A 21,935-nucleotide genomic window follows, 5' to 3' on the forward strand; every position below is an offset into this window, starting at 1 on the left:
ACCTCTCACTCGGGCTGCTTCGCGTACCGAACCCCCTGTGCAGCCGTTTCCCGAGCGAGTGCGGCGCCGTGGGTGTCCTCGATCAGGTTTGACATCATGATCTACTAGTCAACAAATCGGGGAGCCCGCATGAACCAAGCCGACCTGATCCTGATCAGCGTTGACGACCACATCGCCGAACCGGCCGACATGTTCGACGCACATGTCCCGGCCACGCACAAACATCTGGCGCCCCGCGTTGGACCGGACGATCGCCGACTGGGCGGCGCGCCGTACGGTGCCCGACGCGGTCCGCGCGCTCCGTTCGGCCGCCTTGGCCGCCGCACCGGTCAACCCACCGACCGGCTTGCTCACTGATCCGCACCTGCTTGGCCGGGGGTTCTGGGAACGCGTCGACCATCCGGTCGCCGGCTCGCTTCTGTGCACCGGCATGCCGTTCACCTTCGTCGGCAAGACGAGACGCTGGATTCACCGCCGGGCCCCGCTGTATGGCGAGCATACGCGCGACTTGCTGACCGAACTACGTTACGGCGCCGATGATCTCGTCGCGCTGACCCAGTCGGGAGGCACGGCGGCACGGCCGGCGGGTTTGTGACGTGGCAGTGACGCCGTGTGTGCCACCGCGGCCGGGTGAGTGCTGATGAAAACTGAACGACGCCAGAAAGAACGGAGTTGAGGTGAGCCCACCGTGCAACGCCGCCATCGTCGGGGTGTACAACACCGTCCAGGGCCGGCGACTGGACGGCGAGACGTCGCGCAGCTTGGCCATCAAGGCGATCAAGGGTGCCCTCGACGACGCGGGCCTGCGCCTCGACGACGTGGACGGAATCAGTGCCGGACCGCTGTCGACCGCCCTGATCTACGACCTGCGCCTCGGACCGGCCTGGCAGGGAATGGGTTTCGGTGTCGGCATGATCACCGAAGCCCTTATTGCGATCGAGCACGGCATGGCCGATGTGGTGGTACTCGTCGCCGCCCAGGCCGGCGAGTACCGCGACCACGCGGCTACCGCGCCGTGGACGCGGCCGGAGAACGAGTTCGTGGCCCCTTGGGGAATGTTCACCACCGCGGAGTTCGCGCTCATCGCCCGACGGCACATGCACGTCTACGGCACCACGCGCGAACAACTTTCGATGGTCGCGGCAACCATCCGCAACAACGGGTCGAAGAATCCCGCAGCCGTCTACTACGGGCGGGGCCCGTTCGGTCCCGGCGACATCACGGCATCGCGACTCATCGCAGACCCCTTTCATCTGCTCGATTGCGCCACCACCTCAGAGGGAGGGTGCGCACTGGTTCTTGCCAACGTCGACCGGATCGAAACGTCCGCACAACCGATTTACGTCTTGGGCAGCGGCGCCGACTTTCACGGTCCTTCCTACCAGCACCCACCGGCGTGGGACCTCGCCGGCCGCAGAGGCGACCACGTCAACGGCGTGGTGGGCCGGCGGGCGGCCGACCGTGCATTCGCGCACGCGGGAATCCGGCGCGAAGACGTGGACGTGCTCGAGCTCTATGATCCCTTCTCGTTCGAGATCATTCGCCAGCTGGAGGCTTTCAGGTTCTGCGGTGACGGCGAGGGTGGACCCTTCGTCGCTGAGGGTCATATCGCCATCGACGGCAGCCACCCGATCACCACCGACGGAGGAACCATGTCATTCAGTCATGCCGGCGCGAACCCGCAGATGATGCAGCGCGCGGTGCGCGCGGTGCAGCAACTGCGTGGCGACGCGGACATTTTGCAGATCCCCGCTGCCCGAGTCGCACTGTGCAGCAACGGCGGCGCCGGAGCCCTGTTCACTACCGTGCTGTTGCTGGGAAGCGAGCCCCGATGAAGCTACATGCTCAATCGGGACCGTTGCCGCACGCCAGTAGCCCGGTCAGCCTGCCGTTCTGGGACGGCTGCCGCGCCCACGAGCTGCGGTATCAGCACTGTGCCGATTGTGGCACCGCCAACTTCCCGCCGACAGAGCATTGCCGGCAATGCCTTTCGGCCGCGCTGGAGTGGATGCGAAGCCGGGGCGAGGGCGAAATCTACAGCTGGACGGTGGTTTACCGGCCGGTGACCGCCGATTTCCGACCGCCCTATGCGCCGGCCATCGTCACTTTGGACGAGGGTTACCAGATGCTGACCAACATCATCGGCATCGCGCCCGGCGAATTGGCCGTCGGCCTGCGGGTTCAGGTCCAATTCCATTCTGTTGAAATGGATTTGACCCTCCCGTACTTCACCGGGTCGCCGTGACTCCCCGGCGCACCACGAGCGGGCTCCCGGTGACCGCCTACCTGGTCCCGGGCGTACTGGCGGTCACCGACGAACAACTCACCGCCGGGGCGATCAAATTGCGTGGCGAGCTGTCCGTCGGCCACTTCTACTGGTCTCCATCGGTCAGTCACGTGCGGCGCGAACTGAACCGGCTGGTCGAGCGCGGAATGATCAACGAGATCGAGGCGCAGTCCGGCAAGAGATCCATCACATTGTTCGAGACCACAGATTCCGGGCTCGAGGCATTGGGTACGGCGAGCAGACGCAAAATCGCCCCATTTTGGCAGGAATTGGGGCGATTTTGCGTCTGCTCGCTCAGCTCGCCGTGCGCACCGCGACCGACGACACCAGATCGGCAAGCTGGTCCGGTCGATCCACCATCGAGAAGGTACGCGCTCCCGCGATGACCTCCAGCCGGGCATTCGGGATCGTCTCGGCAAGCCGTTGGCCGTCTTCGAGTTCGAAGATGACGTCGTCGCCCGACCACGCGATCAGTGTCGGCTTGCCGAATTCGGTGAGCCGGGCGGCGACACCGACCGTGACCTCGGTGCGCAGCGAGAGGGAGAACTGGCGCAGATCCTCGGCGACAGCGGCATCCGACAACGCCGGCCGCACCCACATCTCAGTCAGGTCGTCGATGTCCCGGTGCGCCAGGCCTTCGTAGGCCCGCTTGCGCGCCACCGGTGCCCGCAGGGCCTGGATCGCGGTGCGGAAAACCTTCTTCGACTTGGCTGCGAGGATGACCGGCTTGAGGATGGGCGGCGGAAAGTGCTCGAAGGCATCGCAACTGGTCAGTACCAGCGCTCCGACGCGCTCGGGGTGATGCACGGCGACGAGCTGCGTCACCACTCCGCCGGTGTCATTGCCGACCAGCACCACTTCGGTGAGGTCAAGCGCGGCAAGGGTATCGGCCACCATCCCCGCGACGCCGGTAATGCTCCGGTCGGCGCCCGGGCGCATTGGCTCGGGATGAGCGCCGAGCGGCCAGGTGGGCGCGATGCAGCGCAGACCGCGATCGGCGAGCCGTTCGCTGACCTGGCGCCACAGTTGGCCGCCCATCAGGTAGCCGTGCACGAAAACCACCGGCCTGCCGTTTTCGGGTCCGGTTGCTTCGTAATGAATGGTTCCGGCGCTAATGTCGATCGTCGGCATGAACGGCTCCTAGCAGAGTTATAGTTACAAACAGTCTGTCTGTTCGTAAATTACCAACAGGATGTATGGAAATCAAGAGACGTACCCAGGAGGAGCGCTCCGCGGCAACCCGCGAGGTGCTGATCGCGGCTGCGCGCAGGCTGTGGGGCCGGCGCGGGTACGCCGAGGTGGGCACGCCCGAGATCGTCAAGGAAGCAGGCGTCACCCGAGGTGCGATGTATCACCAATTCACCGACAAGGCAGCGCTATTCCGCGATGTCGTCGAGGCGGTCGAACGGGATGTGATGACCCGGATGGGTGCGTTGGTCGCCTCGTCGGGAGCAACGACGCCGGCCGACCTGATCCGCGCCGCGGTCGACGCCTGGCTGGAGGTATCCGGTGATTCCGAAGTGCGTCAACTGATCCTGCTGGACGCCCCCGCCGTCCTCGGCTGGAGCGCGTTTCGCGACGTCGCTCAGCGCTACAGCCTGGGTATGACCGAGCAGTTGATCAACGAAGCGATCGCGGCGGGCCAGCTGCCCCCTTTGCCGGTACGACCGCTGGCGACCGTGCTGATCGGCGCGCTCGACGAGGCGGCCATGGCGATCGCGACCGCCGACGATCAGGCCTTGGCGCGCGACGAGATCCGCCAGGTCCTGCACCGGCTCGTCGACGGGATGTTGCAGGGCTGACCCGGCGCCCCGAATTCACGGGTTCAGTTGCGGATAGTGCTCGGCCAGATCGTGCAGATAGCGCGGGGCCGCCTCGATCGCGACGTCGAGAAAGCAACGCACACTTGGTGACTGGTCCGCGGTGCGCCAGGCCAGCGCCAGCGGGCGGTTGGGGAGCTGCCCCTGCAGCGGGACGAACCGCACACCCTGGCGATTCAGGTTGACGAATGAGGTTGGCAGTAAAGCAATTCCGGCTCCAGCGGCCACCAGGGCGAGAATGGTCTGGATGCTCGCGACTTCGTCGACGATCGGTGGCTCGATGTCGTGCATCCGGAAGAGTTCGATGACGTCGCCGTAGGTGGTGGTGGCGGCGGCCCGGGTCCACAGGATCGTCGGTTCGTGCGCCAGTAGTGCCGGGGCGATGCCGCGCTGGTCGCATAGTGCATGGTCCTCGCAGACGACGGCCGCGAGCGGATCGTCGATCAGCGGCTGGATGGTCACCGACGGTTCATCGACCGGCCCCCGCAGCAGTCCCACGTCGATGCGGTGTTGGACCAATCGCTGTACCTGTTCGATGCTGCCCAGCTCCTCGAGCTCGAGTTGGACGTCCGGATACTGCCGCCGGTGCGCGCGCATCACCTGAGGCAGCACGCCGTCGACGGCCGCCTGCAGTGCACCGATGCGCAAGTGACCGAGCTGGCCTGCGGCGGCGCGGCGCGCCGCGGCAAACGCACGCTCGGCGTGGGTGAGCGCCAGGTGCGCCTCTTCGTACAGCGCGAGGCCCGAATCGGTCAGCTCGATGGGGCGCCGGGACCGGTCGATGAGCTTGGTGCCCAGCTGGCGCTCCAATTTCTGGATCTGCTGACTCAGCGGTGGCTGCGCAATGTGCAGCCGCTCGGCGGCACGGCCGAAATGGCGCTCCTCGGCAACGGTCACGAAGTAACGAAGCAGCCGCAGTTCCGGATCAGACATATACGAAGCATATAAAGTATGACCGTTTATGTCTTGGACGGTAATGATCCTGTCGATCTACGGTTGCCCAATGAACCAGGAGGCAACATCATGACCAGGGTCATTCCCACCGATGAGGATCTCGTCGAGCACTACTTCGATCAGCCGTGGAGTGACGGACTCCCGGTCGTCCCGCCTACGCCGGCGCGCATCGCCGCGATGCTCGACGTCCTGGGCGGGCAGGCCGATGACCTGGTGGCGCGCATCCCACCCCGGTGGGGCAGCCTGACCCTTGAACTGCTGGCCGTCAACATGGTGATGGCCGGTTGCAAGCCGCAGTACGCACCCGTGGTGCGGGCCGCTGTTCTCGCGCTGGCCGACCCCCGATTCAACCTCAACGGCGTGCAGGCGACCACGCACGTGGTCGCACCCCTGCTCGTGGTCAACGGACCCATCGGGCGGAAGATCGGAATGAACTCGGGCGGAAACGTTTTCGGCTCCGGCAACCGTGCGAACGCCACCATCGGCCGTGCGGTGCGGCTGATCCTGCTCAGCGTCGGCGGCGGCATTCCAGGCCAACTCGACAAGAGCACCCTGGGCCATCCCGGCAAGTACACCTTCTGCATCGCCGAGAACGAGGAGGCCAGCCCGTGGGCTCCGTACCACGTGGAGCACGGCTACGCTGCCGACGACAGCACGGTGCTGGTGATCGGTGCCGAAGCCCCGCACAGCATTACCAACCACATCTCCGATGATCCGCGGGGCATTCTCGACTCGGTCGCGTCAGCGATGAGCACGATCGCGCACAACAACGCCGTCCTCGGCGGATCCTGCGCGGTGGTCATCGGCGTCGAACATGCCCGCACCATCGCCTCCTTCGGTTGGTCGCGCGACGACGTGCGCCGCTATCTGTGGCTGAACGGCACCAACTCCTGGGACGACGTCAGTTACGGCAACCGTTACGCCCCACCGGGTGGACGCACGTACAACCGCAACCTGCCTAAGTGGTATCCACGTGAATCGGGCCGACAGGTGCCGATTGTCTTCACCCCGGACGACATTCACCTCTTCGTCGCCGGTGGATCCGCGGGCCGGTTCTCCGCCTTCCTGCCGGGCTGGAGCACGGCGACGACACCCGTGCTGCGGGCCGTCGAGGACGGTGTCTCCGGTATGAGGGGCGATGTCCGCGAACTCGACTGCTCCGACGGCGCCTGCCGGCTCTGAACCCGCGAAAGGAAATCCTATGACCAACTTGGCTTACGACCCCTGCGGTGTGGTCGACGCACAGGCAACACCGACGGCTCCGCGCCCCGGGCGCACCGAGGGCCTGCGTCTTGGCGTGCTGAGCAACACCAAGTGGAACGCCGCCAAACTGCTGCGTGCCACCGTGCGCCGATTGTGCGATGGTGGAAACGTTTTCGCGAGCGTCACGTACTACGACAAGCACCACTTCTCCTCGGATGCCAGTCCCGAGCTGATCGCGCAGATCGCCGGCGAGAACGACATCGCCGTCACCGCGATCGGCGACTGCGGCTCCTGCTGCTCGGCCTGCGTCAACGACGCGGTACGGCTGGAGCAGTCGGGGATACCGACCGTCGCGATCGTGACGACGGAATTCGAGCTCGAAGCTCGCCTGCAGTGTGAGGCGCGGGGCATGGCCGGCCTGGAAACCGCGGTGGCCACCCATCCCATCAGCAGCCTGACCCTTGAGCAGCTCGACGGCCGTGCCGCCGAGATCGCCCCGCAGGCAAGCCGAATCTGGTTCGGCGACCACGCCGACATGGCCGATGAAGCCGCGGTCTCATGAGCGATGCAGGTCCGCTGTCGTCGGTGGTGGTCGCAGATTTCTCCCGAGTCCTTGCCGGGCCGTTCTGCACGATGACACTGGGTGACCTCGGCGCTGAGATCGTGAAGGTGGAGCGGCCCGGTGGCGACGACACCCGCGCTTGGGGGCCACCGTTCCTCGACGGCGAAAGCACCTACTACCTGGGTGTCAACCGCAATAAGCGAAGCATCGTCCTCGACCTGCACGACGCCGAAGACCTGCACGTGGCAACGACGCTCGCCGAGCGCGCCGACGTCGTGGTGGAGAACTTCCGCCCCGGCACCATGGCACGATTCAACCTCGACGAGCCCACCCTCCGCCGGGCCAATCCGGCACTGGTGTATTGCAGCATCTCGGCTTTCGGGACCGGCGCCGGCCACCATCTGGCCGGTTACGACCTGCTGGTTCAGGCCCTCGGCGGCTTGATGAGTGTCACCGGACCAGATCCCGGGCAACCGACAAAGGTCGGGGTGGCGCTGGTCGACGTCCTGGCGGGACTGTTCGCGACGGTGGGCATCCTGGCGGCGCTACGCGAGCGCGACCGCACCGGACGCGGACAGCTTGTCGAGGTCAACCTGATGTCGGCGCTGTTGTCCGCACTCGCTAACCAGTCAGCCAGTTACGTTCTGGCACAGCAAATTCCGCGTGCGATGGGCAATGGGCACGCCAGCATTGCGCCATACGACACCTTCGCGACCGGTGAGGGGAGCATCGTGCTTGCGGTGGGTAACGACAAGCAGTTCGTCGCGCTCTGTGCGGCACTGGGGAGTCCCGGCCTGGCGCAGGATCGCCGGTTCCGCAGCAACGAACTACGGGTGCGTAACCGGGCGGCGTTGCGCGTCCGACTGGAAGCGGCGTTGGCGGCCAACACGGCCCGGCACTGGACCAGACTGTTGCCGTCCTTGGGTATTCCCGCCGGAGCGGTCAACACCATTGGCGAGGCCTTCGCGCTTGCAGATGAGTTGGGCCTGCGGCCGATTCGTGCCACCGACGACGGCGACGCCCGCGGCCAGGTCGCCAGTCCGATCACTCTCTCCGCAACGCCGGTGAGCTACCGCACCAGGGCACCCCGCCTCGGTGAACACAGCGCCGAGATCCGTGGCTGGCTGGGCGAGCTTGCACGTCGCCGCGAGACCGGGTGAGGGGGAACAGCGCCACGCCGAATCTTCGTCACTGGGTGGCCGTGACAGTTACTGCACCGCAGCGATAGTCTGGCGCGACAACTCGGTGGCTATTTCGCAGGGGTCCGGGAACGGCTTCTTCACGAATTGGATTGACCACTCGAAGAAATCGTCCTGGTACTGGATGGAGACGTCGCAGAGTCGGGTGCCCAGCCGGTCGGTGGCAACCGCGATGTACCCGCTGTGGCCGTCGATGGTGATGTCGTTGACGGCGGTCCGGGTCAAATCCTCGTTCTTGCGTTCGCGGCCGATGGGACTGCCGCGAAACCAGCTGAACGAGAACCACGGTCCGGAGATGCTGCCATTGACCAGCCACTGACACCCCACCGCGTTGCGGGCAGTGACCACAAGTCCGGCCACGTGGGTCAGCTGGGCGAGGGTTTGATCGCTGACGCCCCCACACTCGGGGAAGGACGGTCCGTGAGTGGCCTGCACCGAGGAGGGCGTTCTCGAGGACGTCGGCGAACCGCCGGATCCGGGCGAGCCGCCGGCGCACCCGGCCAACAGAGGAAGCACGGCCACCAGGACCGGTGCCCACCGACGCCCGCTCATCCGTCGAAGACCCTGTTCATCCGCTTCTTGAAGGCATCGTCGAAGCGGCGGTAGGTGGCGCGCAACGCGTTGCCCGGCCAGTGATCCGCCACGAGCTCTGCCGGAAGCAGCGGGTCGAGCTGCAGATGGCGCACCACGGCGATCGACAGCGCGAAGTCGAAGGTAAAGCTCTCGGCCGACTCGTCGTGGGCGGCGGCGTCGAGGGCGGACTCCATCGCGTCGATGAGCGCCCTGGCATCGTCTGCCCAGCCGTCGAGTGCAAACAGCGAGCGCATCTGCCCGGCGGTGATGTCGGTGGCCGCGCCGTGGAAGTGGGTGCACTGCCGGTCCAGGACCGCCCGGGCCGCCGAAAGCCGCTGCGGATCAAGGTTGTCCGGCCGAATCCAGACCCCTTCCCGGAAGTCGGCCAGGTGCAGCGCCGATGCCGCTTTCCGGAGTTCCAGCCGGTCGGCCGCGGAGCGCCGTTCCACGGAGACGATCGCGAGTTCCCAGGTGCCGTCCCATCCGTCGACACCGTCGGTTCGGTAAGCCTCGTCAACGCGCTGGCGGCGGTCGAGCAACCGGCCGGCCAGCGCGTAACTTCCGTCGTCCGCGGTGAGTTCGCCGTTACAGACCATGCGCCACAGACAGGTGCGGGCGGCGCCGTCGCTGATGCCGAACAGCGAAGCCACCGCGACGAGATTCGCCACCGGTAGCCGGGGTTCATCAGAGCCCAACAGCGCCGACGCGAGAACCGAGCGCGCGCTGAGCGGCCGGTCGCCGATCAGTTCGCGCACTCGGGATTCAGACACTGCGGGCACGCGTCCATCTTCCCCGATAACGCCACGTATCACGTATCCATTGACGTGTGATCTGGAAAGTGTGACACTGAACCGCGTGGCCGTGCCGACGAAGCCGTTGGTTGCCGACGCCTTGGTTGCAAGTGATGTCGAGATCGCCCGGCGCGTCCTGGCCCATATCGACGCCGGCACCACCGATGCGGGAGCCGCCTGGCGCGAGCCCGTCGAAAACTATCTGGATGCAACCCGATTCGCCCGAGAGATGCGGTTGCTCCGCGCCATGCCGAGCGTATTCGCGCCGTCCGCGGCGATCCCCGACCCAGGGGATCACGTAGCGCGAACGACGTTCGGGGTACCACTGTTCGCGGTGTGCGGGCGCGACCGCCGCGCCCGGGTGTTTCGCAATGCGTGCCGGCATCGAGGGTTCACTTTGGTCGAGGGCGCCGGTTGTGCGCACGCACTGGTGTGCCGGTACCACGGCTGGACATATCGGTTGGACGGGTCGCTCGCCCACGTACCGCACGGAGAGGCGTTTCCCGACCTCGACGCCGCCGCCCGGGGGTTGGTGGAGGTCGTCAGCCGCGAGGTGGACGGGCTGATTGTGATCGATGCACTCGATCCCGTCGGCCCCGCCGATTCCGACGACGACGCGCTGGCCTGGTTGACCAACGGAACACCCTGGCGCGACAAACTCCTTCCCGCGCAGCGACTCGTCTACGTCGACACCGCGCTGCGACCGATGAACTGGAAGGTCCTCGTCGAACAGTTCCTGGAGGGCTACCACATCCGCTCGGCTCACCAGGACACCTTCTACCCATTGCAGTACGACGACCTCAACGTGGTCGAGATGTTAGGTCCGAATTCCCGTATCACGTTCCCGTACCGCAACATCGAACGGCTGCGCACCCGACCGGAGAGCAGCTGGACGACCGACGCGCGGGTGACCTATCTGTATCAACTCTTTCCGAATGTGATGCTGGCGACGTTCCCCGACCTTATGTTGATGATCGTGGTGGATCCGGTCGATATCGACCACAGCGCGGTCACCACCTATTCGATGGCCCGCCCGGATGCGGCCCGCCAGTCGAAAAACCTTATCGCGCAACTTAATCCCGTCGCGGCCAGCACGCTGATCGCGCGCGGCGCGGTGGAGGACAACGAGATGTCAGAGGGCGTCCAGCGGGGCTTACGTTCTGGGGCGAACGCTTTCGTCGAGTTCGGCCGGCACGAAAGTGCGGCCGGGCATTTCCACGCCGTGCTCGACGAACGCCTCGCGCGCCAGGCGGGCGATGCTACGGCGTCTTGAGGAACACGTCGTTCAAGGTGACGGTGCGCAGACTGCGGCTGCGGATGATGTCGACCAGCTGGGGATAGACGTGGGTCACCGGCAGATGGTTGAGATGGCCGATCACGATGGCCTGCGGCGTGAAGTACTGGTCGGCCATTTTCACGATGTATTCCTCGGTGATCAACGTTGAATCCGACAGCGAACCCGACCACAGCACCGGGACGCTGTAGCCGAGGTCGCACGCCACGGCATCGACGTCGGCGTTGTGTTTCGCATACGGTGGGCGCCAATATGGTTTGGCGCCAACGCCGTACGTCTTCTTCAAGAACTCGTCGTTGCGCATGAGCTGCTTGGCGACGTCACCTTTGGGCAGGGTGGTCAGGTCGGGATGCGACCAGGTGTGGTTGCCGAGCTCGATCTGTCCGGACTCGACCAATGGCCGAAGCAGCGCCAGGTTGTCGGTCCAGGAGTCGTAGGTGCCGTTGACGAAGAACGTCAAGCGGATCCCGGTGTCCTTCGCGAACTGTGTGTACGCCCGCACCACCTCGCTGTTGGTGCCGTCATCGACGGTCAGCGCCAGCAGATCACCGTCGCCGGGAAGCTGGCTGAGCACGCCGCCGCCGGGCAGTCGCACCCGGGCACTCGGCGGTGGCGGCGGCAGCAGGCCCGCGACTGTCGGACCGGCGGGCGGCGCGCCACCGGCGGCTGCCGACGTCTGGGCGAAAGTCCGGGGCTGAGGATCGACCATGCATCGGGCCAGGCCCACGCCGGCAACGGTGGTGACCGCGAGGGATCCAAGGAAACGGCGGCGACTCAGTTCTGACATTCGACGGCCGCAATCGATCCACAGGTGCGCCACCGTCCCGACGCGCCCGAATCAGGGCGGCAAACCAGGCTGACCAGCAACGACACCACAGCAGCGAACCGTATCATGACCAGCCGGGATATACCCGGCGCAGCGCCGCAGCCGTGGCCAAGTGTTGCCGCTATCACAGCCTGGCGTTGTGGAACTGAGTCGATCGTCCGACGATAGGGTTGCGGCCGCGCCTCCAGGAGCCCGGCGGTACCAGAAGGAGTCGGGATGAACGTCATGGTTGTCGACCGGGGCCCCCGCAGGGTGAGTCGGCGGGTCGAGGTGCAGGCGCCCGCGGCGGAGTTGTTCGCGATGGCCGCCGATCCGCGTCGGCACAGTGAGCTGGACGGATCGGGCACGGTGCGGGCCAACGTCAAGGCACCGGCCGTCCTCGTCGAGGGAGCCAAGTTCTCGACGAACATGAAGATGTTCGGGTTGCCCTACCGCATCACCAGTACGGTGACCGCCTTCAAACCCGACGAGCTGATCGAATGGCGCCACCCGCTCGGCCATCGATGGCGGTGGGAGTTCGAGGCGCTCTCACCGACCCGCACCCTGGTCACCGAGACCTTCGACTATCACGATGCCGGGGCGCTCAAGAAGAACCTGAAGTACTACGAGCGACTGGGATTCGCCAAGGCGAACGCATCCGGCATCGAGGCGACGCTGACCAAGCTGCACGACCGCTACGCGACGGGCTAGCCTATGCCGCCGAATCGGCGGCGTCCCACGGCACCACGCCCGACACCCAGTGCGACAACTCTTCGACCTGGTCGTTGCGGTGCAGATGCCGGGGAGGCGTGGCGAAGGTCGAGTAAGGGCGGCACCGGATCACCACCCGGTTCTCCCGCTCGCACATCGCTTCGATCGACGGCCGGGCGTCGGCGCCCAATGGCTGGCCCGACATCCGCCCCGCCACCGCCATCATCACGTCGACCGCCAGATCGCGATCCTCATCCAGCGTCGCATCCGTGTAGACCTGCAAATAGGTGAACGGCCAGCGCTCGTCCAGCACGCACAGGCTGACCTTGCCGTCACGTTCGATGATCCGGGCCTTGCCCCGGCCGGCCATCGTGGAAACCAACAGCTCGTCGTCGTCGGTCGGGATGTAGTAGACGATCGACATCGCCGGCCCGTCGTTGCGACGTCGGTAGCCGAACACCGCGGTGCGGTGGGTGCGGACGAATTCCCGTCGCTCCGAGGGAAGCATGTCGCGGTCGGTCGGAGCCGTGAACGGCTCCGCTGCAAGGGGCAGGAGCATGCCGGAACGTCCTTCATGACAGGAGGATTGACCTACGGTCGATTTATGGATACAGTGTGCCCATAAATATCGACAATGTCAACCCCGGCCCCGGACGCCCGCGTGGGCGTCCGGCCCTTGCCCTGGATCGCATCGTCGGCGCTGCCCTGGAACTCGTCGACGAAGAAGGCGCAGCAGCTCTGTCCATGCGGTCCCTGGCCCAGCGACTGGGATCCGGCACCGCGACGCTGTACCGGCACTTCGCCGACCGGGCCGAACTGGTGGCCATGGTGGTTGATCGATTGCTCGGCGAGGTCGCTGTCGAGGATGCCGCCGGCTTGCCGTGGGACCAGGCGTGCGCGGCGTTCGGGCACGGCATGTTCGAAGCTCTCGTGCGGCACGGCAACGTCGCGCCCTTGCTGATCGGTCATGTTCCGCTGGGTCCCAATGCCATGGCTCACCGGGAGCACATGATCAGCGTGCTATTGGCCGACGGGTTCCCCGCGCAGACTGCCGCGCACATCTACGCCACGCTGTCGCGCTACACGCTCGGCTTCGCGATGCAGGCGTCGGCGTCGGGGTCGGCCGGGCAACACGACGCCGCGGTATCCGATGCCTTCCGGCGGCTCGACCCCGGTCGTTACCCGGCGACCACCGCGGTGGCCGAACACCTGCCGGTGCCGCTGGTCGACGAGTTCAGCTTCGGACTGCAACTCATCACCGCCGGGCTGCGCCGGCAGCACTCCTGACCTGCGTCAGTCGCCGAAGCCGGCCGGGGCCGGCACGGGCGCCGGCGCGCCGCCACCGAGGCGGCTGGCCGCGAACGCCGCGCCCTGTTCGATCATCGCCGCGTCATCCGCGTAGGAATTGTGTGCGGCGAAGTTCATCCCCTGAGAGCACACGGGGTCGTCCGGGGCGCAGATCTTGATCGTCTTGGCTTGATAGAGCGGACCGATCGCCACCTGCGGCTGGCCGAGAAATTCCATCGCCCGGCTGTTGGGCGTTCCGAACAGGACGACCGACGAGACATGGTCGGCGACTGCGGGATCGAGCGGCCTGGGCACGGTCGTCGGGTCCACCCCGTCCGGAACCCGGGCCGACGTGACGAAGCCCATCACCGCCGCGCCCTGCGAGAAGCCGGAGAGGACCATCTTGGTCTTGGGGCAGGCGGCGGCCATGGCGTTGACGTGTGCGCCGGCATCCCGGATCCCGTCCACACCGGTCGCCCACTCCTCGCTGGCGGGATAATTCACCGAATACACCCCGAGTGACTGCGCACCGAGACGCGGCCGAAGCGAGTCGACGAAGGCCTGTCCCGTTGCACCAAGACCTTCCTCACCCGTACCCCTGGCGTACACCACCTCGACATCCGGGCAGGGTTCGGCCGATGCGACGGGCACGGCAGAGGTCAGGACAGAGATACCGGCGCCAGCAGCCACGGCTGCGGCGCAACCAAGAAGACGCGTGATCATGCCGCTTATTTTGCCCCTCTATCCGAAGTTCCAAACCATCAGCATGCCTATTGTCACCGAGAATTTCCGTCCACGCATTCTTGTTTCTGGCGTGGCGTGCCCCGCCTCACACGTAGGGGAGCACTTCGTCGACCAGTCGGTGCAGGCTGGCCCAACCGTCATCGATGGGAAGCCCCCCGACCAAGGGGTTCATCACCACCGAATCGCGGCCGCCGCGCAGCTGTGCCAGCAACTGCCCGGGAGTCAGGATCTCGACGCTGCCGAGTCGACGCAAATCCTGGGCCGACGCGGCGGCGGTCTCGTTGGGCCGGGGGACCCCGGCCCTTCTCCAGCCGGAGTACTCGACCGCCTCGTTCATGATGAAACCGCCGTATCGGGACCAGGCCTCGTCCGGGTCGGGGTGCACCAAGGTGACCGTGCTGCCGTTCTCCGGGCAATAGGCGAAACCGGTCTTGCCGTGCTTGCGCAACTCCTCGGTGTACACGGTCACCAGGTCGGGCATGGCCATCGGCGGGGAGAACGGCAAGCCGAACCGTGCCGCCCGGCGAGCCGCCGCCACGGTCATCCCGCCGACGAAGAAGAGCGGGTGGGGACGGGTATGCGGCTTGGGGGTGACGTTGATCACCGCGCCGTCGTATTCGAACGGCTCATCGCCCCACGCCTGCAGCAGCACCGACAGGCAGTGGTCCATGAGGGCGCCGCGTTGCGACCAGTCCTTGCCGAGAGCGTGGTACTCCTGCGGGCGATAGCCCATTCCGGCCACGAAACTGAACCGGCCGTGGGCAAGGTTGTCCAGCACGGCAATGTCCTCGGCGAGCCTGATCGGATCGTAGAGCGGCACGATCAGCGCGTTGATGCTGATGCGCACCGCACGCGTCCGGCCGGCCAGCGCGGCGGCCAGCATCAGCGGTGACGGCAGCCAACCGGTGGCGGCCAGATGATGCTCCTCGCCGCTGATCGCCGTGAATCCGTTCCTGTCGGCGAACTCCGCCATCTCCAGCGCGGCGTGGTAGCGATCGCCGTGCCGCCCCGCCGGATCGGCGACATTCGTCATGTTCAGTCGGAGCGCGGTGAGCAAAACAAATTCCCTCTGATCATTCGCTTGGCCGCATTCAGCGTCGCGTCGTAGGCCTCCGGCGACACCCGTGCGGCCGGTTCCGTCAGGCCACGCGTCAGCGCGCAGATGGCGTCAATGGCCGCGACAGTGCCGGTAGCCGGCGCTAACGCGCCCCGCCGGTGCGCATCCTCGACGATCTCGGTCACGATCTCGCGCAGCGCCTTCGAGCCGGGATATGGCGGGCCACCCTGCCTCGACTGTGCGGTGCTGTCGGAACGCACCGCTCGCAGGAAGGCGGCCAGGTGCGGATAGTCACGCATCAACCGCTTCGATTCGTCCAGCACCGCCTCGAGTTGGGCGGCGACGTCGCCGGACCCCGCGGCGGCGGCCCGCAGCCGGGGCCGGACTATGTTCTCGATCTCCTCTGCCGTTGCCGTGAGCAGCTCGGACTTGTTCGCAAAGTAGTGATAGAGGCTTCCGCTGGTCATGTCGGCAAACCGGGCGATCTCGCGGATCGTCGTCTTGGAATAGCCGACCTCTGCCACGCAGCGCATCGCCGCGGTCATGATCCGCCGCCGGGTCTGCTCGCCATCGGCGCCGACCGGGCGGCCGAGCGCAGGACCCGGTGCGGAGGACCCGGAAAGGGATGAGCTGACAGTCATGCCGCGTTGCCCCCGTTGAGAATCGCCCGCCACCGCGCCTGCCCAGATGCAGGAACTAATCGATCGGTCGAATATATTCGACCACGTCCCCACCGGCTTGCCAGCCGGACAGATTCCCAAGTGAGGTACACGTCCCACCATGGCCCGAACGCAGCTGGGCCGACCCGTCGGTGCAAGTGGTGAAGGGACTCGCCGCCGGATCATCATCGCGACGATGAAGTGTGTGGCGCAGGTCGGTTACGCCAAGGCCACCATCCGGGAGATCGCCCGGATGGCGGACGTGACCAGCGCGAGCCTGTACAACTACTTCCCCAACAAGGCGGAGCTACTCAGGGCGACGATCGAGGCCAGGGCCGATGCCGCCATTCCGCGGTTGCGGAAGGCGGCCACGGTCCCCGGCGATGCCGTCGATCGAATCGAGGCCGTCCTCGACGAATGCGGAGCCTTGATGCGCGAGTTTCCGGATCTGGCCGCGTTCGAATGGGCGATCCGGGCAGAGCACCTCCTCGATCGGGGGGTGCCGCCGGAATCCGGTGACGCGCCGGCAGCCGAACCTCGGTTCGAGACGTTCCGCGAGATCATCGCGGGTCTGGTGGCGCAGGCCGGGCGCAACGGCGAACTCGGTGCCGATCCCGACCTGCATGGGACCGAAGAGGCGATCTACGCGCTGATCTACGGCCTCACCGAGCTGGCTGCCGCCCTGCCGCCGGAGGAGTACCAGGCCGCGTTGAGTGCGGCCAAAGTCATGGTCAGAGGGGATTTATTCGCGACCGCGAGCTAGCATCGGCTAGATGCGATCAAGCGATCGATTAATAACGCCGGGCTCACAGGGAGTGGGGTCGAGGGTTTGACCGAAATTGTCGGGCGCACGTTCGACGTCGAAGCGCTGCGCCGGAGGTACGCACAGGAACGCGGGCGGCGGCTGCGACCCGACGGGATCGCGCAGTATGTGGAGATCGCGGGCGAGTTCGCCCGGTTTGCCGATGACCCGTGGGCGGACAAGAACTTCACCCGCGAGCCGATTACCGACGAGGTCGACGTGGCGATAGTCGGCGCCGGATTCGGCGGCTTGCTCACCGGCGTGCGGTTACGGCAACTCGGGGTGGAAAGCATCCGGCTGATCGATAGGACGGCCGACGTCGGCGGCACCTGGTACTGGAACCGTTATCCGGGGATCGCCTGCGACGTCGAGTCCTATGTCTACATCCCGCTGCTGGAAGAACTCGGCTACGTCCCCGAACAGAAGTATGCGAAGGGTTCGGAGATCTTCGCGCACTGCCGGCGCATCGCCGAACACTTCGATCTGTACCGGGACGCGTGCCTGCAGACCGATGTGCATGAAATCCGCTGGAATGCCGACACTTCCCGCTGGATCATCAGAACAAACCACGGTGACGAAATGCGGGCGAAGTTCGTCACGATGGCCAACGGCTACCAAGCCAAACCCAAGTTGCCCGGTATCGACGGGATCAACGAGTTTCGTGGCCACACGTTTCACACCAGCCGCTGGGACTACGGATACACCGGCCGCGACCTGGAGAATCTGGCGGACAAGCGGGTCGGCATCATCGGTACCGGCGCCACCGCGGTTCAGTGTGTGCCACACCTCGGCGCGGCGGCCCAACGACTGTATGTGTTCCAGCGCACTCCGTCCTCGGTCGACATCCGTGCCAACGGCCCGACAGACCCCTTGTGGGCCAACGCTTTACAACCGGGATGGCAGCGCGAACGGATAGAGAACTTCCAGATACTGACTTCCGGTGGCCGGGCGGAGGAGGACCTGGTCGCCGACGCCTGGACGAGCATCACCCGCAAGCTGCCGGTGATGCGCCACGACACTGATGCGACCATCAGTCCCGAGCAACGCACCCGGGATATCGAGATCGCTGACTTCGCCAAGATGGAGGAGATCCGTTCGCGCGTCGACGAGATCGTGGTCGATCGGAAGACGGCCGAGGCGCTCAAGCCCTGGTACGGCTACTTCTGTAAGCGGCCCTGCTTTCATGACGAATATTTGCAGACGTTCAACCGCGCCAACGTGACGCTCGTCGATACGCGGGGGCGAGGCGTGGAACAGATCAACGAGGCGGGCGTGGTGGTCGACGGGGTGACCTACGAGCTGGATTGTCTGATCTTCGCAACGGGATTCGAGGTGGGCACCGATTACTGCCGTCGTACCGGGTTCGAATTGATCGGCCGCGACGGCGTCACGCTGACCGAGCGGTGGCGCGATGGGGTGCGCACATTTCAGGGTCTGTGCACCAACGGTTTTCCGAACTGCTTCATCGAGAGCATCGCCCAGGCCGGGCTCACCGTGAACTTTCCCTACCTGCTCGACGTGCAGGCCACCCATGCCGCGTGGATCATCGCGTGGGCGCTGCAACACGGTGTCGACGAAGTCGAGGCTTCGGCGGGTGCCGAAGCCGAGTGGGTCGAGACGGTGGTCCAACGTTCGGCGGGCACCGCTGAGCGGGCCAAGACCTGCACGCCGGGTTACTACAACCGAGAAGGCAAGGCGGACGCCAAGACTCGGCAGGGCAGCTTCTTCTTCGGTGGTCCCACCGAATACGCCGACCTGTTGGCGGCGTGGCGGGCGGACGGGGACCTTGCGGGCTTCGAGGTACACCGCACGCGGGACGTTCCGTGAGATACGTCGTCGGGCGGATGCGGGCAGCGACCAGACGGCGTCCCTCCCCCAAGGTGGCGATCATCGGCGCGGGGTTCGGCGGCCTGGGCGCCGCGGTGGCGCTGCGCCGCGCCGGCATCGACGACCTGGTGATCATCGAGGCCGGTGATGGTGTGGGGGGCACCTGGCGGCGCAACACCTACCCGGGGGCGGCCTGCGACATTCAGAGCCACCTCTACTCGTTTTCGTTTGCGCTCAACAGGTCCTGGAGCCGCACCTACGCCCGTCAGCCCGAGATACTGGCCTACCTGGAGTCGGTGGTCGACGATTTCGATCTCGGCCGCCACCTGCTGCTCAACACCAGGGTGCGATCCGCGCGCTGGGACGGGGATGCCCGGCGGTGGAGCGTTCAGCTGGATCGCGAAGGCGCAGAACAGAACCTGGTCGCCGACGTCGTCGTCTGCGCCGCGGGGCTTTTCGGATCGGTGCGACTGCCCGACATCGCTGGACTGACCGAATTCGGTGGCACCCTAATGCACACCGCGCAATGGGATCATGCGGTGGACCTCGCGGGTAAACGGTTGGCTGTGATCGGCACCGGGGCCAGCGGCGTACAGGTCATTCCAGAACTCGCCAAGACCGCCGGACATGTCACGGTGTTCCAGCGGACACCGCCCTGGATGGTGCCCAAGGAGGACCGCCCTTACCGCGCAAGCGAATTGGCGCGGTTCCGGCGCAACCCACTGGCCGCCCGGCGCGCGCGTTGGCAGATCTGGAAGTTCCAGCACGACAACACCGCGACCATGGCCGACGATCCGGTGGTCACGGCGCGGTCGCAGTTCGCGACATCGTTCTTGGAGCGCACGGTGTCCGACGGGGCCCTGCGCCGCGCTCTGACGCCGGACTATCCGTTCCGCTGCAAGCGCGTGTTGCTGGGCGACGATTTCTACCGGGCGTTGCAACGGGACAATGTCACTCTCGTCACCGATCCCGTCGAGCGGTTCACCAAAACGTCGGTCGTTACCGCCGCAGGAGCCGCGGTCGACGTCGACGCCGTGGTGCTGGCCACCGGGTTCGAGACTTCGCGCTACCTGTCCGGCATCGAGGTGATCGGCGCGCGGGGACAACGACTGCACGAACGCTGGGGTGCGGACCCCAGCGCGTACCTGGGGGTTGCCGTGTCGGGATTTCCCAACTTCTTCATGCTCTACGGACCCAACACCAACCAGGGGGGCAATTCGATCGTCTACATCCTCGAGGCGGGCGCCAGGCTGGTGGCCAGCGCGGTGTCGCGCATCGCCCGCCGGGGCGGCTACCTCGATGTGCATCCGGAGGCAGAGCGCCGGTACAACGACCGGCTCTCCGCGGATCTGGATCGCACCATCTGGACACAGTGCGACAGCTACTTCCGCTCGCCCAGCGGGCGCATCGTGACCCAGTGGCCCTACACCGAGTTGGAGTACGCGCGGCGTACCTGGCGGGTCCGGCCGGGCGACTGGGTGCACGAGCGGGTCGCGTCGCCGGTCACTGCCACTCAGAGCGCGCTAACCGGACATAAATCATCAACTGACTGATTCTTTGTGAAAAACTGCCCGCGCCGGCCCGTGCCATGCATACGATCAATTGATTGATTATATAGCCGGAAGGTCAGCGATGTCGTATGTGGTAGCGGTCCCGGAATTGTTGTCGTCGGCGGCGTCGGATCTGGCGGGCATCGGCGCGGCGCTGAGCGCCGCGAACACCACCGCGGCGCTTCCCACGACGACGATATTCGCCGCGGCCCAGGACGAGGTCTCGGCGGCGGTCGCTGCGTTATTCGCCGGTCACGCCGGCGAGTACCAGGCGCTCAACACGCAGGTCGAGGCGTTCCACCGGCAGTTTGTGCGGCTCCTGTCATCCGGCGCGGGCTCGTACTCCGCGGCTGAGACGGCCAACGTCAACCCGCTGCAGCAGGCACTTGACCTGATCAATGCGCCCACCCGGGCGCTCACCGGCCGTCCGTTGATCGGCAACGGTGCCGACGGGAGCGCCGGCACCGGTCAGGACGGCGGAGCCGGGGGATTGCTGTACGGCGATGGCGGAAGGGGTGGATCTGGCGCGGCCGGTCAGGCCGGCGGGGCCGGTGGCAGCGCCGGGCTGATCGGCAACGGCGGTGCGGGTGGTCAGGGCGGCGTGAGTATCGATGCCACCGCGCCGGCTCCGGCGGGCGGCCGCGGCGGCAACGGCGGGGTGTTGTGGGGCAGCGGCGGGGCCGGGGGGATGGGTGGATCCGGCGCAATCGGCGGTTCCGGCGGCGCCGGGGGCGACGCCGGGCTGGTCGGGGACGGCGGCAGGGGCGGTGCCGGCGGGTCTGGTCAACAACCGGGTGCCGGCGGGGCCGGCGGCTCCCGCGGACAACTCGCCGGCAACGACGGCGCGCAGGGCACGGCGGGTGCCAAGGTCAGCGGCCCGTCCGACCCGGGCACTCCGACCGACCCGGGCACTCCGACCGACCCGGGTAACCCGCCCGGGCAGAACGCCGTCGACGCGGCCCGCGACGGCAACCTCGACTCCGAAAATGGCGGGACCGTCAGCGACGCCAATCTGCGCGAGATCTCCGGCATCGACGCCGGCATCAACAACCCGGATGTCTATTGGGTGCACAACGATTCCGGCGACTCCGCGCGCATCTTCGCCGTCGACGCCAAGACCGGTCAGACGCTGGCCACCTACAAACTCACCGGCGCGACGGCCAGGGACTGGGAGGACATCGAGGTCGCCAGAGGGCCGGATGGCAGGTCATACATCTACGTCGGGGACATCGGCGACAACGGTTATTCGCGCAACGACGTCGTCGTCTACCGCGTTCCCGAGCCGATCGTCACCGGCACCGCAGCCAACCCGACGAGTGGTTCGCTGTCCGGGGTCCAGGAACTCCGCGTGGTCTATCCCGGCGGCGAGAAGCTGAACTCGGAGGCGTTGGCGGTCGATCCCAAGTCGAGCAACCTGGTGCTGGTCGAGAAGACCGACGGTGATATCTCGCGGGTGTACGCGACACCCGACAGCGGGTGGAGCAACGCCGGCAGCGGCGCGGCACCACGGCAGCTGAACCAAGTTGCCACGCTGGACCTCTCGGACTCCGGGTCACAACTCGTCACCGGCGCCGACTTCTCCCAGGACGGCTCCCAACTGGCGGTTCGCACCTATCGCGACGTCCTGCTGTGGGATCGTGCGCCCAGCACCAGCGCTTGGTCGCCGTTCAGTCAGCGGCCGGTCGACGGGCCGGTGGTGAGCGAGACCCAGGGCGAGGCGATCGCCTTCCACCACGACGGCCAGGGTTATGTCACCGTCAGTGAGGGATCCGGCCAGAGCTTGCACGAGTACACCATTCGCTGATCCTGG

The 21,935-nt window shown here is 66.4% G+C and carries 24 protein-coding genes and 1 pseudogene; 16 read left to right on the forward strand and 9 right to left on the reverse strand.

Annotation, left to right across the window (positions count from 1 at the left end):
• The first annotated feature begins 129 nt into the window (after positions 1–129).
• The 5 genes and pseudogenes from AC5Y7D_RS05300 to AC5Y7D_RS05320 form a co-directional block, all read left to right on the forward strand.
• On the forward strand, positions 130–357 hold the full coding sequence (locus tag AC5Y7D_RS05300; RefSeq protein ID WP_499922463.1) for a hypothetical protein: 228 nt from the start codon (positions 130–132) through the stop codon (positions 355–357).
• Positions 251–595 carry a CoA transferase gene (locus AC5Y7D_RS05305; RefSeq protein WP_499922442.1) on the forward strand — a complete coding sequence of 115 codons (345 nt, stop codon included), beginning with the start codon at positions 251–253 and terminating at the stop codon, positions 593–595. The genes AC5Y7D_RS05300 and AC5Y7D_RS05305 overlap by 107 nt, the downstream gene beginning before the upstream one ends.
• Positions 596–677: 82 nt before the next feature.
• Positions 678–1,835, forward strand: coding sequence for a thiolase family protein (locus tag AC5Y7D_RS05310; protein ID WP_499922268.1), 1,158 nt, complete (start codon positions 678–680; stop codon positions 1,833–1,835).
• On the forward strand, positions 1,832–2,245 hold the full coding sequence (locus AC5Y7D_RS05315; protein WP_499922269.1) for a Zn-ribbon domain-containing OB-fold protein: 414 nt from the start codon (positions 1,832–1,834) through the stop codon (positions 2,243–2,245). Before AC5Y7D_RS05310 ends, AC5Y7D_RS05315 begins: the two co-directional genes overlap by 4 nt.
• Positions 2,242–2,514 (forward strand): annotated as a pseudogene (locus tag AC5Y7D_RS05320) (MarR family transcriptional regulator); the annotation flags it as partial. The gene AC5Y7D_RS05315 and the pseudogene AC5Y7D_RS05320, both read left to right, overlap by 4 nt.
• 67 nt (positions 2,515–2,581) lie before the next feature.
• Here the strand turns inward: AC5Y7D_RS05320 and AC5Y7D_RS05325 are convergent.
• Positions 2,582–3,418 (reverse strand): alpha/beta fold hydrolase, encoded by an 837-nt coding sequence (locus tag AC5Y7D_RS05325; RefSeq protein WP_499922270.1) that lies wholly within the window; start codon positions 3,416–3,418, stop codon positions 2,582–2,584.
• Positions 3,419–3,483: 65 nt separating this feature from the next.
• On the opposite strand from AC5Y7D_RS05325, the gene AC5Y7D_RS05330 reads away from it, so the two are divergent.
• Positions 3,484–4,089: a TetR/AcrR family transcriptional regulator gene (locus AC5Y7D_RS05330; RefSeq protein WP_499922271.1), complete on the forward strand. Its 606-nt coding sequence runs from the start codon at positions 3,484–3,486 to the stop codon at positions 4,087–4,089.
• 15 nt (positions 4,090–4,104) lie between these two features.
• Here the strand turns inward: AC5Y7D_RS05330 and AC5Y7D_RS05335 are convergent, their stop codons facing one another.
• Complete coding sequence (locus AC5Y7D_RS05335) at positions 4,105–5,040, reverse strand: LysR family transcriptional regulator (protein WP_499922272.1); 936 nt, start codon at positions 5,038–5,040, stop codon at positions 4,105–4,107.
• Positions 5,041–5,130: 90 nt separating this feature from the next.
• Between AC5Y7D_RS05335 and AC5Y7D_RS05340 the strand changes: the two genes are divergently transcribed.
• The 3 genes from AC5Y7D_RS05340 to AC5Y7D_RS05350 are packed head-to-tail and all read left to right on the forward strand — an operon-like array spanning position 5,131 to position 7,986.
• Positions 5,131–6,243, forward strand: a complete 1,113-nt coding sequence (locus tag AC5Y7D_RS05340) for a hypothetical protein (RefSeq protein WP_499922273.1) — start codon at positions 5,131–5,133, stop codon at positions 6,241–6,243.
• Positions 6,244–6,262: 19 nt separating this feature from the next.
• Positions 6,263–6,826, forward strand: a complete 564-nt coding sequence (locus AC5Y7D_RS05345; protein ID WP_499922274.1) for a UGSC family (seleno)protein — start codon at positions 6,263–6,265, stop codon at positions 6,824–6,826.
• On the forward strand, positions 6,823–7,986 hold the full coding sequence (locus AC5Y7D_RS05350; protein ID WP_499922275.1) for a CaiB/BaiF CoA transferase family protein: 1,164 nt from the start codon (positions 6,823–6,825) through the stop codon (positions 7,984–7,986). Before AC5Y7D_RS05345 ends, AC5Y7D_RS05350 begins: the two co-directional genes overlap by 4 nt.
• Before the next feature lie 48 nt (positions 7,987–8,034).
• Here AC5Y7D_RS05350 and AC5Y7D_RS05355 read toward each other — a convergent pair whose 3' ends face one another.
• Entirely contained in the window at positions 8,035–8,577 is a 543-nt protein-coding gene (locus AC5Y7D_RS05355; protein WP_499922276.1) for a DUF3558 domain-containing protein, read from the reverse strand.
• Positions 8,574–9,377: a PaaX family transcriptional regulator C-terminal domain-containing protein gene (locus tag AC5Y7D_RS05360; protein ID WP_499922277.1), complete on the reverse strand. Its 804-nt coding sequence runs from the start codon at positions 9,375–9,377 to the stop codon at positions 8,574–8,576. Before AC5Y7D_RS05360 ends, AC5Y7D_RS05355 begins: the two co-directional genes overlap by 4 nt.
• Positions 9,378–9,453: 76 nt before the next feature.
• On the opposite strand from AC5Y7D_RS05360, the gene AC5Y7D_RS05365 reads away from it, so the two are divergent.
• Positions 9,454–10,662: an aromatic ring-hydroxylating oxygenase subunit alpha gene (locus AC5Y7D_RS05365; RefSeq protein WP_499922278.1), complete on the forward strand. Its 1,209-nt coding sequence runs from the start codon at positions 9,454–9,456 to the stop codon at positions 10,660–10,662.
• On the opposite strand, the gene AC5Y7D_RS05370 is transcribed toward AC5Y7D_RS05365, so the two are convergent.
• A complete protein-coding gene (locus tag AC5Y7D_RS05370) occupies positions 10,649–11,461 on the reverse strand; it encodes a polysaccharide deacetylase family protein (RefSeq protein WP_499922443.1) in 813 nt (270 codons plus the stop codon). The genes AC5Y7D_RS05365 and AC5Y7D_RS05370 overlap by 14 nt on opposite strands.
• Before the next feature lie 264 nt (positions 11,462–11,725).
• On the opposite strand from AC5Y7D_RS05370, the gene AC5Y7D_RS05375 reads away from it, so the two are divergent.
• Positions 11,726–12,199 (forward strand): SRPBCC family protein, encoded by a 474-nt coding sequence (locus tag AC5Y7D_RS05375; protein ID WP_499922279.1) that lies wholly within the window; start codon positions 11,726–11,728, stop codon positions 12,197–12,199.
• A gap of 1 nt (position 12,200) precedes the next feature.
• On the opposite strand, the gene AC5Y7D_RS05380 is transcribed toward AC5Y7D_RS05375, so the two are convergent.
• A complete protein-coding gene (locus tag AC5Y7D_RS05380; RefSeq protein WP_499922280.1) occupies positions 12,201–12,758 on the reverse strand; it encodes a pyridoxamine 5'-phosphate oxidase family protein in 558 nt (185 codons plus the stop codon).
• Positions 12,759–12,880: 122 nt separating this feature from the next.
• On the opposite strand from AC5Y7D_RS05380, the gene AC5Y7D_RS05385 reads away from it, so the two are divergent.
• Positions 12,881–13,486, forward strand: coding sequence for a TetR/AcrR family transcriptional regulator (locus AC5Y7D_RS05385; protein ID WP_499922444.1), 606 nt, complete (start codon positions 12,881–12,883; stop codon positions 13,484–13,486).
• A 6-nt stretch (positions 13,487–13,492) separates the two neighbouring features.
• Here the strand turns inward: AC5Y7D_RS05385 and AC5Y7D_RS05390 are convergent, their stop codons facing one another.
• The 3 genes from AC5Y7D_RS05390 to AC5Y7D_RS05400 form a co-directional block, all read right to left on the reverse strand.
• Positions 13,493–14,209 (reverse strand): cutinase family protein, encoded by a 717-nt coding sequence (locus tag AC5Y7D_RS05390; RefSeq protein WP_499922281.1) that lies wholly within the window; start codon positions 14,207–14,209, stop codon positions 13,493–13,495.
• 106 nt (positions 14,210–14,315) lie between these two features.
• Positions 14,316–15,263, reverse strand: a complete 948-nt coding sequence (locus AC5Y7D_RS05395) for an LLM class flavin-dependent oxidoreductase (RefSeq protein WP_499922445.1) — start codon at positions 15,261–15,263, stop codon at positions 14,316–14,318.
• Between the two features lie 2 nt (positions 15,264–15,265).
• Complete coding sequence (locus AC5Y7D_RS05400) at positions 15,266–15,928, reverse strand: TetR/AcrR family transcriptional regulator (protein WP_499922282.1); 663 nt, start codon at positions 15,926–15,928, stop codon at positions 15,266–15,268.
• A 139-nt stretch (positions 15,929–16,067) separates the two neighbouring features.
• Here AC5Y7D_RS05400 and AC5Y7D_RS05405 point away from each other — a divergent pair, with 139 nt between their 5' ends.
• The 4 genes from AC5Y7D_RS05405 to AC5Y7D_RS05420 all read left to right on the forward strand — a co-directional run bounded on the left by AC5Y7D_RS05405 (position 16,068) and on the right by AC5Y7D_RS05420 (position 21,929).
• Positions 16,068–16,709 carry a TetR/AcrR family transcriptional regulator gene (locus AC5Y7D_RS05405; RefSeq protein ID WP_499922283.1) on the forward strand — a complete coding sequence of 214 codons (642 nt, stop codon included), beginning with the start codon at positions 16,068–16,070 and terminating at the stop codon, positions 16,707–16,709.
• A 66-nt stretch (positions 16,710–16,775) separates the two neighbouring features.
• Positions 16,776–18,575, forward strand: coding sequence for a flavin-containing monooxygenase (locus tag AC5Y7D_RS05410; RefSeq protein ID WP_499922284.1), 1,800 nt, complete (start codon positions 16,776–16,778; stop codon positions 18,573–18,575).
• Positions 18,576–18,592: 17 nt separating this feature from the next.
• Positions 18,593–20,128, forward strand: a complete 1,536-nt coding sequence (locus AC5Y7D_RS05415; RefSeq protein WP_499922446.1) for a flavin-containing monooxygenase — start codon at positions 18,593–18,595, stop codon at positions 20,126–20,128.
• Positions 20,129–20,207: 79 nt separating this feature from the next.
• Positions 20,208–21,929 (forward strand): PE domain-containing protein, encoded by a 1,722-nt coding sequence (locus AC5Y7D_RS05420; RefSeq protein ID WP_499922285.1) that lies wholly within the window; start codon positions 20,208–20,210, stop codon positions 21,927–21,929.
• Positions 21,930–21,935: the final 6 nt, after the last annotated feature.

The organism is Mycobacterium sp. NGS49 (assembly GCF_059812565.1).

What these genes read in the sequence shown, in the direction of transcription:
- AC5Y7D_RS05300 (WP_499922463.1), top strand. Translation starts at nt 130, where the DNA reads ATGAACCAAGCCGACCTGATCCTGATCAGCGTTGACGACCACATCGCC.
- AC5Y7D_RS05315 (WP_499922269.1), top strand. Translation starts at nt 1,832, where the DNA reads ATGAAGCTACATGCTCAATCGGGACCGTTGCCGCACGCCAGTAGCCCG.
- AC5Y7D_RS05325 (WP_499922270.1), bottom strand. Translation starts at nt 3,418, where the DNA reads ATGCCGACGATCGACATTAGCGCCGGAACCATTCATTACGAAGCAACC.
- AC5Y7D_RS05330 (WP_499922271.1), top strand. Translation starts at nt 3,484, where the DNA reads ATGGAAATCAAGAGACGTACCCAGGAGGAGCGCTCCGCGGCAACCCGC.
- AC5Y7D_RS05335 (WP_499922272.1), bottom strand. Translation starts at nt 5,040, where the DNA reads ATGTCTGATCCGGAACTGCGGCTGCTTCGTTACTTCGTGACCGTTGCC.
- AC5Y7D_RS05340 (WP_499922273.1), top strand. Translation starts at nt 5,131, where the DNA reads ATGACCAGGGTCATTCCCACCGATGAGGATCTCGTCGAGCACTACTTC.
- AC5Y7D_RS05345 (WP_499922274.1), top strand. Translation starts at nt 6,263, where the DNA reads ATGACCAACTTGGCTTACGACCCCTGCGGTGTGGTCGACGCACAGGCA.
- AC5Y7D_RS05350 (WP_499922275.1), top strand. Translation starts at nt 6,823, where the DNA reads ATGAGCGATGCAGGTCCGCTGTCGTCGGTGGTGGTCGCAGATTTCTCC.
- AC5Y7D_RS05355 (WP_499922276.1), bottom strand. Translation starts at nt 8,577, where the DNA reads ATGAGCGGGCGTCGGTGGGCACCGGTCCTGGTGGCCGTGCTTCCTCTG.
- AC5Y7D_RS05375 (WP_499922279.1), top strand. Translation starts at nt 11,726, where the DNA reads ATGAACGTCATGGTTGTCGACCGGGGCCCCCGCAGGGTGAGTCGGCGG.
- AC5Y7D_RS05380 (WP_499922280.1), bottom strand. Translation starts at nt 12,758, where the DNA reads ATGCTCCTGCCCCTTGCAGCGGAGCCGTTCACGGCTCCGACCGACCGC.
- AC5Y7D_RS05390 (WP_499922281.1), bottom strand. Translation starts at nt 14,209, where the DNA reads ATGATCACGCGTCTTCTTGGTTGCGCCGCAGCCGTGGCTGCTGGCGCC.
- AC5Y7D_RS05395 (WP_499922445.1), bottom strand. Translation starts at nt 15,263, where the DNA reads ATGACGAATGTCGCCGATCCGGCGGGGCGGCACGGCGATCGCTACCAC.
- AC5Y7D_RS05400 (WP_499922282.1), bottom strand. Translation starts at nt 15,928, where the DNA reads ATGACTGTCAGCTCATCCCTTTCCGGGTCCTCCGCACCGGGTCCTGCG.
- AC5Y7D_RS05405 (WP_499922283.1), top strand. Translation starts at nt 16,068, where the DNA reads ATGGCCCGAACGCAGCTGGGCCGACCCGTCGGTGCAAGTGGTGAAGGG.
- AC5Y7D_RS05415 (WP_499922446.1), top strand. Translation starts at nt 18,593, where the DNA reads ATGCGGGCAGCGACCAGACGGCGTCCCTCCCCCAAGGTGGCGATCATC.
- AC5Y7D_RS05420 (WP_499922285.1), top strand. Translation starts at nt 20,208, where the DNA reads ATGTCGTATGTGGTAGCGGTCCCGGAATTGTTGTCGTCGGCGGCGTCG.